This window comes from Acidiferrobacter sp. (genome assembly GCF_054609335.1).
In genome coordinates this window covers 109,252-123,614 of the sequence record NZ_JBTRWP010000001.1, presented here as the reverse complement: position 1 = coordinate 123,614, position 14,363 = coordinate 109,252, and the positions used below count along the sequence as shown (strand labels likewise).

Annotated in this window: 11 protein-coding genes, 1 tRNA gene and 1 pseudogene; 5 read left to right on the top strand and 8 right to left on the bottom strand. The window is 61.5% G+C overall.

The window, feature by feature from the left end:
* Positions 1-599 precede the first annotated feature (599 nt).
* From istA to pilV, 3 genes and pseudogenes are all read left to right on the top strand, one after another.
* Positions 600-1,295, top strand: a pseudogene (istA, locus tag ACYCTF_RS00620) (IS21 family transposase); the annotation flags it as partial.
* A gap of 170 nt (positions 1,296-1,465) precedes the next feature.
* Complete coding sequence (locus ACYCTF_RS00615) at positions 1,466-2,239, top strand: Mu transposase domain-containing protein (RefSeq protein ID WP_461282250.1); 774 nt, start codon at positions 1,466-1,468, stop codon at positions 2,237-2,239.
* Between the two features lie 62 nt (positions 2,240-2,301).
* Positions 2,302-3,132, top strand: coding sequence for a shufflon system plasmid conjugative transfer pilus tip adhesin PilV (gene pilV / locus ACYCTF_RS00610; RefSeq protein WP_461282256.1), 831 nt, complete (start codon positions 2,302-2,304; stop codon positions 3,130-3,132).
* Positions 3,133-3,142: 10 nt separating this feature from the next.
* Here the strand turns inward: pilV and ACYCTF_RS00605 are convergent, their stop codons facing one another.
* Both ACYCTF_RS00605 and ACYCTF_RS00600 read right to left on the bottom strand, forming a co-directional pair.
* Complete coding sequence (locus tag ACYCTF_RS00605) at positions 3,143-4,159, bottom strand: site-specific integrase (RefSeq protein WP_461282249.1); 1,017 nt, start codon at positions 4,157-4,159, stop codon at positions 3,143-3,145.
* A 116-nt stretch (positions 4,160-4,275) separates the two neighbouring features.
* Positions 4,276-4,351 (bottom strand) — tRNA-Ala (locus ACYCTF_RS00600).
* A gap of 297 nt (positions 4,352-4,648) precedes the next feature.
* Here ACYCTF_RS00600 and ACYCTF_RS00595 point away from each other — a divergent pair.
* A complete protein-coding gene (locus ACYCTF_RS00595; protein WP_461282248.1) occupies positions 4,649-7,192 on the top strand; it encodes a sensor domain-containing protein in 2,544 nt (847 codons plus the stop codon).
* Between the two features lie 69 nt (positions 7,193-7,261).
* Here the strand turns inward: ACYCTF_RS00595 and ACYCTF_RS00590 are convergent, their stop codons facing one another.
* The 6 genes from ACYCTF_RS00590 to ACYCTF_RS00565 form a co-directional block, all read right to left on the bottom strand.
* Complete coding sequence (locus ACYCTF_RS00590; RefSeq protein WP_461282247.1) at positions 7,262-8,614, bottom strand: sigma-54-dependent transcriptional regulator; 1,353 nt, start codon at positions 8,612-8,614, stop codon at positions 7,262-7,264.
* Positions 8,589-9,971: an ATP-binding protein gene (locus ACYCTF_RS00585; protein ID WP_461282246.1), complete on the bottom strand. Its 1,383-nt coding sequence runs from the start codon at positions 9,969-9,971 to the stop codon at positions 8,589-8,591. Before ACYCTF_RS00585 ends, ACYCTF_RS00590 begins: the two co-directional genes overlap by 26 nt.
* Positions 9,968-10,861, bottom strand: coding sequence for a phosphate/phosphite/phosphonate ABC transporter substrate-binding protein (locus tag ACYCTF_RS00580; RefSeq protein ID WP_461284404.1), 894 nt, complete (start codon positions 10,859-10,861; stop codon positions 9,968-9,970). The genes ACYCTF_RS00585 and ACYCTF_RS00580 overlap by 4 nt, the downstream gene beginning before the upstream one ends.
* Positions 10,862-10,991: 130 nt before the next feature.
* Complete coding sequence (locus tag ACYCTF_RS00575; protein WP_461284403.1) at positions 10,992-12,170, bottom strand: porin; 1,179 nt, start codon at positions 12,168-12,170, stop codon at positions 10,992-10,994.
* Positions 12,171-12,357: 187 nt separating this feature from the next.
* Positions 12,358-12,597: a hypothetical protein gene (locus ACYCTF_RS00570; protein WP_461282243.1), complete on the bottom strand. Its 240-nt coding sequence runs from the start codon at positions 12,595-12,597 to the stop codon at positions 12,358-12,360.
* A 391-nt stretch (positions 12,598-12,988) separates the two neighbouring features.
* Positions 12,989-13,912: a sulfurtransferase gene (locus ACYCTF_RS00565; protein WP_461282242.1), complete on the bottom strand. Its 924-nt coding sequence runs from the start codon at positions 13,910-13,912 to the stop codon at positions 12,989-12,991.
* Between the two features lie 292 nt (positions 13,913-14,204).
* On the opposite strand from ACYCTF_RS00565, the gene ACYCTF_RS00560 reads away from it, so the two are divergent.
* A complete protein-coding gene (locus ACYCTF_RS00560) occupies positions 14,205-14,345 on the top strand; it encodes a hypothetical protein (RefSeq protein ID WP_461282241.1) in 141 nt (46 codons plus the stop codon).
* Positions 14,346-14,363: the final 18 nt, after the last annotated feature.

Genomic DNA, 14,363 nt, shown 5'->3' with positions numbered 1-14,363 from the left:
GTTGAATGAGGCCAAACAGAAGCTCTTTAAGACGATCTTTGAACAGGAACACCGGGTTGCCTGACCCTGGCCTCCAGGGACGCGTCAACAGACCCTCGTTCAGTATCATTTAAGGATTGGAAAATACAGCCACACTCTTACGTCTGAGAGTGTTCACTGGAACCGACTGCCCGATTCTTTTTGTGTGTGCGGTGCCGCGCTCAAGTCCTTCTGTGCCGCCGGTGTGACCGGGGCCAACGCTATTGCACACGGATCTGTGCTGCGCAGGCTCGGCGTGAGAGTCTCCGGGCCGCCGGGCGACGCTATCAAGCGACCCGTCCGGGGCGCTTTCATCATGCGGCGCGCGCCGGCCGGTACCGGGCTTCTCGTAAAAACGTGACGCATCAGAGTTCCCGCCCTCGCTTAGACCGTGCTGTACTTTCCCGCGATGCGGCGGCTGACGATAAACGCCCCTTGTCACAAGGTCCTCGCACCCCCGTTTTCGGGCAGTGCGCCCAATGTGGGTGTCTCTGTGCGGCGGCCGTGCGACGGGGGTTTGTGCGAGACCGTCCGCAGAGGACCCGGTGCGGCTTTTTCCCCTCTGACAGGATCCCTGACCCATGATATCTCCCGAGACCCACGCCTTGATCTTGCGCTATTACCATGCCGAGCGCTGGGCGGTAGGCACGATTGCCCGTCAACTCCACATTCACCATTCGGTGGTCAGACGCGTGCTCGTAGAAGACGCGGGCGCCCCCCTAGGACGCACGGCGCGCCCGCAGTTGATCGACCCCTATCTGCCGTTTCTGATCGAGACCTTACAGACCTTCCCGCGTTTGACCGCGACCCGCTTGTATCAGATGGCCTATGAGCGCGGTTATCGGGGCAGCGTGAGCCACTTTCGGCGAGCGATCAAACGCCATCGTCCACGCCGCACGCCCGAGGCCTATCTGCGCTTGCGCACCTTGCCTGGCGAGCAAGGCCAATGCGATTGGGCATCATTCGGGCATCTCGTGATCGGGCGCGCGAAGCGTCCCCTTATGGCGTTTGTGATGGTGCTGTCCTATTCCCGCCAGATCTTCCTGCGCTTTTCCCTCGATGCGCGCATGGAGAACTTCCTGCGTGGTCATCTCGGGGCCTTTCACGCCTGGCAAGGCCTGCCTCGGGTCATACTGTACGACAACCTCCGCAGCGCGGTCTTAGAGCGGCGGGGAGACGCCATTCGTTTCAACCCGACTTTATTGGCCTTCGCTAGCCACTATCGTTTCGAACCACGCCCGGTGGCGATTGCGCGCGGCAACGAATATGGTGTGGTCACAAATATGTGCTGCTCGATAACGATTCGGGCCAAGGCAGTGCCTTTAAGGAAATCGAACAGCACATAATATTCCGCTACAAGGTGCGGAGGAAGGCCATCAGGTCGGGCCGGTCGCGCCAATGCTTTTGAGGGATATGGGCTTAAGCCCATATCAACGAGAAGGGCCGGGTGGAGCGTGCCATACGAACCATACGCGACACGTTCTTTGCGGCTCGCTCCTTTACTGATCTAGACGATCTGAATCGCCAAGCGACGGCATGGTGTGCAGGTTTTGCAGCGGATCGTGTGTGCCCGGAAGACCGCACGCGCACAGTCCGCGCAGTCTTTGCCGACGAGCAGCCGCGTTTGCTCCCGCTCCCCGATAATCCTTATCCCGTGATCGAACAGGTCACGGTGCGGATCGGGAAGACGCCGTATGCGCGCTTTGATGGAAACGATTATTCGGTGCCTCCTGCGCAGGTCGGGCAGACGCTCTCCGTGCTCGCTGACCCACACCAGGTTCGGATCGTCTGTGGGACCGAGGTTCTCGCCACCCATGTCCGTAGCTATGACCGACTCGCGCAGATCGAGGACCCTGCCCATATCGAGGCCTTGCGGTCCGCGAAGGCCGCCGCCCGCGGGCATAGTGGCATCGATCGCCTCGGGCACGCCGTGCCAAACAGTCAGGCCTTCATAGCCGCTGCCGCCTCCCGCGGGGAGCCCTTGGCGCGTGTGATTCACGCGTTAGAGGATCTCCTCGAACGCTATGGGGCCACCGCGTTGGATACCGCCCTCACCGAGGCCTTAGGCCGTGGGGTGCCGCATCCCCACGCAGTCCAGAAGGCCCTGGAGCAAGAGCGTGGCCGCCGACACCAACCCCCGCCGCTCGCCCCTTTGCCCGCGCACATCAAGGCGCGTGACGTGGTGGTGCGCCAAGCCACGCTTGCGTCCTATGACTGTTAACGATCATGTAAATCCGCGTCTATGTGTCAGAAAGACGCGGATTTACATGATCGTTAACACTCATCACGACCGGCTACCTGCCCCCCTCGACATCAGCGATCAACGCCTACGGACAGACCTGGCAGGTGTCCTTCTACCAACCCGCCGCCAACGATATCGATGCCCTGATCAACGTCACCGGTGGACGCCCCGTCCATCCGGACATGTTGCCGGAGATCGCCTCCGAGATGGGTCAGCAGGGCGGTTTCCAGCCCAACACGGGGCCGGGGCTGTATCAGGCGGACACCGGTGACGCGATCGGCGCCTTCGGGGGCTGGAAGCTGCCAGTCACGCAGTTCGGGCTGACGGCGCAGCCCGGGACCCCGGCCGCGTTGGTCTACTTCAATTCCGGTACGGTCTCCAGCACCTACCTGTACCGCGTGGCGGTGCCTGGCAACCCCCAGGTCAACACCATGCAGACCAACCTCAATACCGGAGGCAACGCCGTTACCAACACCGGCACCGTGCAGTTCACAACCAACCCGGCCAGCGGCGTCATCTACCAGGGCGAAGGCTGCTCGACCAACGGCGCGATCGGGACCAATAGCAATGGCAGCGGGCAATTGATGGTGTGTCAGGGGGGGAGTTGGAATAGCGCGTTTAAGCAGCTGGTAGCTGTAGCGGACTATGAAGGATGGAATAATTGGGGCCCCGCAGTCGTTGGGCCCTACGCCTTGTGTGAAAGAACTTACGATCAATTTAGCGAGGGCAACACTCACTACAGTTATAGCAGCCAAGTCCAACTAACGATCGCTGGCGGTTCTCCAGGCGCCTATGATTGGTACATCTACGATCAAGGCGGCGGTAGTGACGGGAACGATGTTTTTATCGTGACTTGTTTTAATTATCAGTAAAGGACGGCTCCTACCCCAGCATCCCCACCAAATCCTCAGCCCGCAAGTGCGTATACCGCTTGAGCATCTGCAGTGTCTTGTGGCCCGTAATGGCCGCCACCTGCATCGGATTCAGGCCCTTCTCGAACAGGCGTGAGGTGGCCTCATGCCGCAGGTCATGGAAGGTTAGGCCCTCGATACCGGCGGCCTTACAGACCCGCTCAAAGGCCTGGCTGATCGAGTCGGGACGCATGCCCCATACCCGCCCGTCGACATCGTGGGCCGCATGGCCCATGCGCCTAGGGAGCGCGTCCAAGACCGCCAGCGCCGGCACGGACAGCGGCACCCGCCGTGGCGCCCCGTTCTTGGTTTCCGGTAGCAGCAAGACTCGCGCCTTCCGGTCCAGGTGTTCCCATCGCATGGCCGCGATCTCCCCGCGGCGCATGGCGGTCTCGATGGCCCAGGTGATAAGGGGGCCTATCTCACCGCCGTAGACCTGCGCTGCAGATACAATAATATCCCGCTCGTTATCAACGAGGCGGCGATCGCGGGCATTTTGGACGCGCGGTATAGATACGCGCGGGACCGGATTGACAAGTTCACCCATCCCCCACTCTTGCGCCGCGATCTTGTAAAGATGGGACAGGATCGCGAACCGGCGTTTGATAGTGATTGGGCTGTATCCTTCGGAGAGCAACGCATCGCGGTAAAGAGCCAGAACCTTCCCTTGCAGCGAGCCCAAGGTCTGGCGACCCAAAGGGCTATTGGTCAAGGCGGTAATTACAGAGGCTTCTTGGGCTGCCCCACGCTTTTGGCTCGATACCTCTTTCCGGTATCGGGCCAAGGCCTCGGCTAAAGTAGTGTTGTCCCCCTCGGCGCGGGAGGCGAATACGCCGCGATCCATTTCCCCTTCAAGCTTGCGCGCCCAGGCCTCGGCGTCCGCCTTGGCGTCAAAGGTCTTCACTTGGGCGGGATAACCACGCCGCCGAACGTGCGCTTGCCAGACGCGCTTACCTCCTGGCCCCTTACGCGGAATGAACGATGCCATAGTTAACCCCATCCGTTAATGGAGTTACTTTAGCCCGTTTTTCTTCACGATTACAGCGCCGTTACAGCAAAGTCGCCTACCGTGAGCCTCTAATTCCGCGTAAGTGCTTGATTTTATGGTGGAGCGGAGGAGGATCGAACTCCCGACCTTCGCATTGCGAACGCGACGCTCTCCCAGCTGAGCTACCGCCCCAGTGCAACGCATTGTAAAGGACTCCCCGCCGGGAGGGAAGCGGTCCGGCGATCGATCGCCGCTCCCCTTGGTTGGCCTCCTGAACGCGGCGCAAGACCAGTCCAGACGCCAGCGCGATGCCGGCCCGCCCGCACCACCTGTCTCGCGGGGGCGAAAAAGGCCAGCGACTGTCTATACTTGAATGGTAAGTCACCATAAGGAGGCATAGGCGCACGACCTGCACCATATCACCATGAAGGGGCTCCGGCCGCAGGAGAGCCGCCGGAGACGATCATACTTACAAGAAGGGGGGTGCCTATGCAGCCAGGAGAAACCGGCCTGCGTAGCAAACTCGCGTTTCTCCTCGAGCTCAGTACAGATGCCGTCTTTGTCATGGATGACCAAGGCATCATCCAGGCCGCCAACAAGGAGGCCGGCCGCATTTTGGGCTGTGAACCGCAGGCCCTGGCTGGCGAAAGCCTCCGAACGTGGCGCACCGATGCCCCCATCCGCCCGCACCCTGACGGCGCGCGGCCCGACAGTCTCTGCTACAGCGCCTACTTCAGTCGACGAAATGGCGAGATATTTCTTGCCGATGTCAGTATAACGAGTGCGATTGAAGAGGGCGAACGCGCCTACGTCGCCATCGTCCGCGACATGAGCTGGCACACCGAGATGGCGCACAAACAAAATCTCGCGGCGGCTGTCTTCGATAACAGCATGCAGGCTATTTTGGTCACAAACGCCGCCAATCGCATCATCGCCGTCAATGGCGCCTTCGAGCGCCTCACCGGCTACGCCGCCTCAGAAGTGATCGGGCAATCGCCAAGACTTCTGCAGTCGGGCCGACACGGTCCGGTGTTCTACGCCAACCTCTGGCGCTCGGTGCTCGCGAGCGGCCACTGGGCGGGGGAGATCTGGGACCGGCGCAAAAACGGCGAGATCTTCCCTGAATGGCTTACGATCAGCGTCGTGCGCGACGACTCGGGTGCCGTAACCCACTATGTCGCGATATGCCACGACATTACCGAACGCAAGCAGTCCGAGGAACGCCTGCGCCACGTCACGGACTTTTATTCGGCGCTCTGTCAGGTCGACCAGTTGGTCGCATGCCGCACGAGCCCTCAGGCCCTTTTCGAGGGTATTTGCCGTACCACGGTCGAATACGGACACCTGCGATCCGCCTCCATCGTCGTGGTCGAATCCTCCCCCGACAATTTACGCGTCGCCGCCAACTTCTCCCAGGATTGGGAAACCGGGCACCTAGCGTCTGAGGCCACTGTCCTCGCCCTCTCGCGCGCCGCCATCACGGCCGGTGAAGCTGTTGTGCAACAGGACGACCATGACGGGCCATCGTTCGGCGTCGAACAAGACACAGTGGCGGCTGCGGGCTCGTCAGCCGGGGCGTTCCCATTCAAGCGAGAGGGTCGCGTTAGCGGCGCACTCTGGGTGTTCTCCGACGAGGCCCACTTCTTCGACGACGACCTGCTTCATCTCCTAAAACGTATCGCCGAGGACATCTCGTTCGCCCTCGACGGTTTCGATCAAGAAGCGCTGCGGCAGGCCGCCGAGTCGCGCGCCAATTACCTTGCACGTCATGACATCCTGACCGGACTCTATCGGCGCAACGTCATCGAAGATGCCGTAGGGCGTTTTCATACGCAGGACTCACAGGCGCCCCCGATCTACAGTCTCGGACTCATAGATCTCGATCACTTCAAGGTCATAAACGACACCTACGGCCACACCATCGGCGACGAAGTGCTCGTGCATACCGCCAAGATCCTGCGGGGCAGCATGCGCCTAGGCGACCTGGTAGGACGCTGGGGCGGAGAAGAGTTTCTCTGCCTCCTCCCAGGCGCCGAACCCGACTCGGCCCTCTACAGCATGGAACGTATCCGCGACCAGCTCGCCAATACGCCGATCTTCGTGGCAGGCCGCGAACTGCGTGTGACAGCCAGCATAGGAGTGGCCTCCTCCCCCTCCGACGGTAAGACCACAGCCGAACTCATGACCCTGGCCGACGCCGCCCTCTATCGGGCGAAACAAGAGGGGGGCAATCGGGTCCGTAGGGCGGGCTCCACCCCAAGCATCTTTCTTGTGGGCGGACAGATCGAGGAGGCCTTGGGGCGCGATTGCGTCATGGCCGCGGCGCAACCTATCGTCTCCTTGAAAGATGGGGCGCTCGTGGCCGACGAATCGCTCGCACGCCTCGTGCTGCCTAACGGGACGATCCTGGAGGCCAGACAGTTTATCGACGCCGCGGCCCACCTCGGCCAGCTCCAGCGCATCGATCAGGCCGTCATAGCGCTCGCCATGCACCGTTGGGTGGAGCGCGTCAAAAACGACCGCGCCCCTATCCTGCACTTCGTGAACGCCTCGGCAGGCCTGCTCGCACAGGCCCACAACCTAGCTACGCTACTGGAAGAGGCCCGCAATCAAAGCCATCTCGCCGATCTGGAGGGCGCCAATGCGACGCCGTTTGTGATCGAGATCACCGAAAGGGCCATGCTCAGGGATCGCCAAGCCGTGAAGCGCCACCTCGCCCCTTTGCTCGAGTATGGATTCCGTGTGGCGCTTGATGATTTCGGCAGCGGGTACTCCTCATTTCTGTATCTGGCCGAGCTCCCGGTATCCTTCCTCAAGATAGAAAAACAGCTCGTGGAACATGTTGCATCCGAACAACGCATGACCGCCATCGTCCGGGACATCGCACGACTCGGCCACGACTTAGGGATAACAACCATCGCCGAAGGCATCGAAGATGCCGACACCGCACACGCACTCCTGGACCTCGGCATCGACTGGGGCCAAGGCTACTATTTTGGGCGGCCGGTACTCGAATCAACCATCCCAGCCTGATAAGCCACGGCCTGCCATAAGCCTGGGGCTTCTTGCGCACTTTGGTGAAAAAACCTGCGTCCGGCCCACTCAAGTCCCCTTGCTGTCGCGCACCCTGCGCCACACGGTGTTCTTCCCGACCTGCAATATCTCGGCGGCCTTGGCCTGGTTACCCTGCGTCCGCTCCAGGACGTAGGCGAGATAACGCCGTTCTAACTCCTCTAGGCTCACCAAATCCCGCATATGAGCGAAAAGCGGCGGACCGACGTCCTTGCTCCCCTGATCCAGGTGAATGTCTTCGGCATCCAGTACTTCGATATCGGCGGCCAGAGTGAGACTCCGTTCGACCACGTTGCGCAGCTCACGGACGTTGCCAGGCCACTGCGCCTGCCCGAGCACGCGCAACGCTTCGGCGGTGATGTGCGGTACCGGGCGCCCGGCCTTCTGGCAATAGCGCTCGACAAAATAGGCAGCAAGCTCCGGGATATCCTGGCGCCGTTCGTGCAGGGGCGGCACCGTCAGGAGCAGAACATTGAGCCGGAAATAGAGATCATCGCGAAATACCCCTTCGCGCACGAGTGTGGCGAGATCCCTGTGGGTGGCGGCTATGATGCGCACATCGACCTTGCGGCCCACGTTGGAACCCACCGGTCGCACCTCCTGTTCCTGCAAGACGCGCAGAAGACGCACTTGGAGTCCGGGCGATATGTCGCCGATCTCGTCTAAGAACAGGCTGCCCTTGTTGGCCTCCTCGAAAAGGCCGCGACGCGCGCGGTCGGCACCGGTGAAGGCCCCCTGCACGTGCCCGAAAAGCTCGCTTTCCAGAAGCTGCTCGGACATGGCCGCACAGTTCACGGCGACAAAGGAGCGGCCCTGCCGGTTGCTGCGGTCATGGATGGCGCGCGCCACGAGCTCCTTGCCGGTCCCGCTCTCGCCCTGCACGAGGACAGGAAGATCGGACAACGCGACGCGGTCGAGGGAACCGAAAACCCCCGCAAGCCCGGTCTCCTCACCGATGATGGCGGTCTTCTTGTCGGCCTGCAGCCGTGATCGCAAGGTCTGGACCTCGCGCTTCAACTGCCGCCGCTCAAGGATAGAGCTTATGCGCAACAGAAGCTCCTGGGTCTCCACCGGCTTCATAAGGTAGTCGTCGACCCCGACACGCATGGCCTCCACCGCCGAGGGCACGCTCGCGTAGGCGGTAACGATCAAGACACCGATGTTGCTCTGCAGGGCGCGCACCCCTTGCGCTACCTTCAGGCCGTCGTCGTCGTGCGTAAGCTTCAGATCCGTCACCACGATGTCGAAGCTCTTGGCCGCCGCCTGGGCGAGGGCTGCCTCCACCGAGCTTGCACACGATACCCCGTAACCCGCGCGCTCCAACGTGCGCGCCAGGATCTTCAAGAGGGCGAGCTCATCATCCACCAGCAGTATGTCGCTCATGACTCTCCTCCCGCGTTATGGCAAACACGACCAGGGCACCCGGGAACCGGTTGGTGATCGTGACCCAGCCGCCATGGGCGTTGGCAATGCGGCGCACCAAGGCAAGGCCCAGTCCGGTACCCTCAGTCTTGGTGGTGTAAAACGGTGCGAAGAGCCGCTCCACGCTGCCCTGCACGCCAGACCCCGTGTCCGCCACCTTCATATAGACCCAATCCTCCTCGGCCGAAGTCATGAGCGTAATGGTCCCAGGACTCGCCATGGCCTCGGCGCTATTTAACAACAAATTCCAGACGACCTGCCGAATTTGATCAGCATCAAACGAGACGGGCCCCAACTCCTCGGAAAGCTCCAAGCGAAACACATGGTGATGATCGCGATTGAGTGTCAGATCGTACATCTCCACCACCTGCGCCACGACCGCATTCAGGTCCCCCTCCTCACGCAGAGTCTCAGCCGGCCGCGTCCATTTCAGGAAATTCTGGAGAACGGCATTCAGGCGCCGCGATTCGTCCCGCACAAGTGCCACGAACTCCCGGCGCTCGCCCTCCGATACCCCCTTGTCGTCGACGATAAGCTCGACGCCACTTACGATGCTCGCCAGGGGGTTGCGGATCTCATGGACGATGGCCGCGGCGGTCTCGGCGAGACAGGCCAGTCGTTCCGACTCGGCCTGCTTGCGCCGCTCGATATCGGTCTGTCGGTGGGCACGCGCGAGCCGCGCCAACATCGCGTTGAAGGCCTCGCTCAAGACCCCCACCTCATTATGGCGCCGCACCTGCACCCGCCGCTCCTCGTCGTGACCGCTCCCCAGCTGTTGGATGTCGCGCATCAAGCCTTCGAGGTCACCTGTGAGGTGACGCGACAACAACCATCCCGCGCCGCCTCCGAGAATCAGCGCCACCAAGGTGAGCAACAGACCGGTGTTACGGGCCGCCGCCATCTGCCGCAATACACCCGCCCGCGAAAAGCTCAAGGTGACACCGCCCACGGAATAGCGCCCGACCCGGATCGTATGGCGAACCGTGAGCCAATGCGCGCGTATCCGCCGCGGCCCACTGCGTCCCAGGACCACTCTCTGGGCATTCGTGATACGCACGCGCCGCACACCCGACTTGTGGACCGCGTAATGGACGATCTCCTGCAGCGTCCCTAGGTTCTCAGTCAGAACCGCATTGCGCGAGGCGATCGCCACCATGCGCGCGAGACTCTCGGCGTTGCGATGCAAGACCGCATCCATGGTGCGCTCCTGACCTTGGACGACAACGATCACGAGGGTCAACATCAAGACGAGATGCACAAGCGCGATCGAGGCGACCACCTTGAAGCGAAAGGTCTGGTAATAGCGCAGCGGTCTCATGGCACAGGCGCCATCTTGCGGGAGATAGGCCAGCGTGGGATGGCGGCATAGTCAGCTGGCGTGGCAATGGCAAACCCGCCAGGAATCCGCATGCGCCGTAGAAGGCTGCGCCCCGCGACACTCCGCGTAAGACCCATGAGTGCTTGTTGCAGGGCTTTCACCGTCTTCTCGCTCAAGCTGTCGCGCACGACGATCGGCATCTCCGGTCCCGGCGGCGTCCGCGCCAAAACGCGCACCCGCGCGCGCACGCTCGCCGGCTCCTGGTCGAGCGACCAAGGCCAGGTCCCGCCCAAATCCACAAGACCGCGCGCCACCGCCAAGATCACGGAATCCTGGCTGCGCAAATAGATGGGGTGCATCTCGGTATCCACGTTCACCCCGCGCGTCTGCAGATAGCGCTTCACCATGAGGGTCGCCGCGAATGCTTGGCGATCTGGAAACGCGATGGTCCGCCCCTTGAGGACCCGGGGCGTCAAGGCCACGATACCGCTTCCCTTGTGGGCGATCAAAAGGCCAATGAAAGGGAGACCCTTGATACGCGCCACGGCGCGGTACCCGGAGAGCTGCCGATAGAGATAGGGGTTCAGAAACAGAATATCGTAGCGGCCGGCCTGGGCACGCGCCATGAAACGCTTAAAGTCGGGTGCGGTCGCGAAGATGACCGGCCTATGCAGAACCGTCGCCAAGCGCGCACACAAGGGTATGAAGAGCCGCGCCAAGACCACCGGGGTTTGCAGGGGCAACACGCCGAAACGCAGCGCAGACGCCCTGGTCGCGCCCCACGCAGGGATCCACATCAGCCCCAAAAGAAGAACGCACAACGCGAGCGGACGCAAGCTGCCGCATCCCGTATACCTGCGAACGCTTACCAACACGCGTTTCAGGTTCATGTCATGCCCCGCATGCGGTCTCGCGCCCGACCGCCAAGACACAAGACCCTGGAGGCCGATGAAGAAAAAAGGTGGGGAGGATCACTCCTCCCCCAATCTAACGACGCTAGGAGAACCTCTGCATCACCCCTCAGTGGAGTAGGCGCACACCAAACGGCACGCTCAACATGACGCTCACCGCGTTATCACTGGGCATAGCGCTGTTGTTGTTAAACGTCGTATGGTCGAACTCCACGTAATAGCGCACCCCCTTGCGCGCCAGATACACACCGATCAGGCTGTCCTGATTGAGACTCACGTTCGTCGTCGCGGTGTTAAAACCGGGTGTGAATACGGGCCCCGCCGTGTTCGCCGTCACCGAAAGGAGATTCTCGGTGTTATAGGCGCTGTAGCGGAACACCCCCATGAACTTCTTCACGGGATGGAAGCCTGCGGCCGCAAACCAACCGCGCGCCGTGCCATTCCCTTCGCTGCTTGGCTGCCCATTATTGGCATGTTGATACTCATACCACAGCCACAGCGGGTCCTTTATGTAGTTCCCGAAACGCACATCGATCGCGTACTTGTTTTGATGGAAGCTTTCATGCAGATATGCGCCCGCTCCGCTGATCACCTGCCGCCCCGCTTCGTAGCTGCCGGCAATCCCCAAGGGACCGAAGTCGAAACCCCCATGCACAAAAGCCTGATCCGGATGGTTCATACTGCTTTCGGTCTGCGATAAACCCGTACCGTTGAAATACCCCACCGCGTAGTCGATGGCCATCGGCCCATGGACGAACTGGTTGAAGGCCATCACCCCCATCTCGCGACCGCCATTGAAGAGGCCGGCCCCAGGCGCGTCAATAGCATTAGGAGCGGGAGCCGAGGCAAACTCGTTGTAGTCGATGTTATAGGTGGCGGGCGAGTAATTCACCCATGGCAAAACGCCAGCGGCCGTCAACCCCTCCTCGCCGAATGGCACCAGCATCTGCCCCACCTGGACATGAACGCCCGGGATGTAGTTCAAGGTCACATTGCCATCCAAGACATGCGCGTGGCCCACCACGCCGTTGTTGGGATTCGCCGGATTATTCCCGAACTCAGCGAGAAAATAGTAATCGATGTTGGGCCCTATCGAACCGCGCACGCCCGGACGCAGGCGGTAGAATTTGAACTGCCCATTGCCCGTGACGGTCGCAGTCGCAGGCGGGCCCGACTGGATGTAGGAGTACCCGGGCTGCACCACACCAAAGAGCAACATCGTCGGTTTCTGTTGCGGTTTCTCGGTGCCGTAGACCATGGTCCATGCCGGCATTGGTTTTTCACTCATGGAAGGCAACAATCCTGCGAATGCCGTGGCCGACGTCGCCAACATCGCACCCGCCCCCAGGACCCGTGCCCAGCGCACTTTTCTTCTATTCGGCTGCTTCATCACACTCCTCCAGTTCCTTTTATGGTTATGACGAGATGACGGCGCGGGAAGTCCGCGTGTCGCCTCGCTGTTTCACGAACCCCTCTTAAGCCCCGCAGGCGTTGGCCATAGCGCCCTGCTTCCCTCCGGCCGGTTGTTTTGTCCCGCCGCCCGCCATCCCGCCCGAGTGCACCCCGCCGACGCTCGCCACAGCGGGTGCAGCCGCCGCCCCTGTAAAACTGGCTGCGGCGCCCTGATTGGCGGACTTGTGATGGCAGGCGGCAAGAGCAAGCAGAACCACCGCCATGGCCGTGGTCCTCAAAATGCGCCTAGTTTGGATAGGCATTTCTCCTCCCCCTTCTTTAAGCGTCGACCTTTGTCTGTATCGCCCCGCACAAAATCGCTCGATCAAAACGTGCCACGGTGTTGCGGCCCTGTGGCCCAAGCCCCCGTACCGTTTTCTACCCCCTTGGAAAGGAGCCACTCCGGCTTGAATGGGCCCCTCGCATGCTCTTAGGGCAGCCTTGGGTCTTTAGCTATGTCATTTGTCAAATATTGGCCCCGCTTTGGGGCACTACACGACACGCGGGATGTCCTTGCGCCCGCCCGCTTAATCGCCGCACGAGACGCCACGGTACGCCCTCCCCCATGACCGGGGCGTACCCCTACGCCCTTGCCACGCGCACGCGGGGACCCCTCCTTGCGGAAGAACGCGGAAGCACACATCGCCGGCCGCCCTAATTCACGAAACCGACAGAGATCGGATCGCGGCGATGGTAGGCCCACTGGGTCATCGATCCGTCGTAAAGACGCACATTCTTGTAGCCGAGCTCTTGGGTCGCCACGAACCATCCGATGCTCGCCCAATGCCCGGTATTGCAGTAGGTCACGACCGGCGCCTCGCGGTTTTGCGGCAGACCCGCAAGGCGCGCCAAGGCCGCGAGCTGCGCCTTCGGAAGGAGATTGCCTGTGGGGCCCACTATCCAGCTCACGGGGTAGGGCACGGCGCCCGGTATGTGCCCATAGCGCGACACGAAAGGGGCTTTGGTGAGGCCCACGATCTGATGCATCGGGCGATTGTCGACCAATACGACATGGTGGTGCAGATCGGCGCGGACCTGTTGCAAGGTCGCATAGAGTTGCGGCTGGTAACGGGCGACAAAATTTCCATGAGCCTGTCTTGCCGTCGTCGTCACAGGACCGTGGTCCTGCTGCCAAGCCCCGAAACCACCGTCTAGAAGTGCCTCCCCCTTGTGACCCAACACCTTGAGGGTCCAGAAGGCGCGTGTCTCGGCCCCCAGTCCGAGCCCCATGGGGGTGTCGATATCGTTGTAGATGACGACCTCGGAGTGATTACTGACGCCGACCGAACGGAGGTAGGCCTGAATGACCCGAATCGGTGGAAGCATGCGATTCACGTTGCGAACCATCATGCGCCAGTGAACATACGGCGCGGAGATGGCCCCCGGTATGTGACCGGCGGCATAATCCTTAGGTGGGCGCAGGTCGAGGACGACGAGATTTTTGTCACCCAAATGCCCTTGGAGCCAATGGGGGCTCACCAGGGGTGCGGGCAAAGCCGCGAACGCGGCCCCCGACAAAGCGCCTAGGCACAACCCCGCCCAGAGTTTACGGTGCCACATTGATATTTTTATAGTCATAAGATTCCCCCCGCAATAGTGATCTGGATGGAGTTGCGGGAGGTTTGTAGCAAGAGACGGACCAGCACGCGCCGGCCCAGAAAAATCGCGGCTTCTAGCAACCAAGACCCAGAAGTCGGTCACCAGCATGGTGACTGATATCACCAATTTGGTGATAAGAGAAATGTCGCGGAGGCGTGAATGGCCTTGGGCAAGCCCTGATGTCAGAACCGAAATGGGCAACCGCCATGGAAGGACCGTGAGACACGAGGCGCGCCCGGCTGCCCCTTGCCCGCGGCCAAGCCGGGATCGCATGACCACGAGAGACAGCCCGATTACGCTCGTGACGCTCTTCGACGCCGCAGGCACCGCACACGCCCCGGGCGTCCTTAACCCTAAGGCGCCCTCGCGCCCCACGGGTCAGGTATTCGGAAAATCCCGCGACCCCGTGTAATATCAAGGGGGGTCGGCG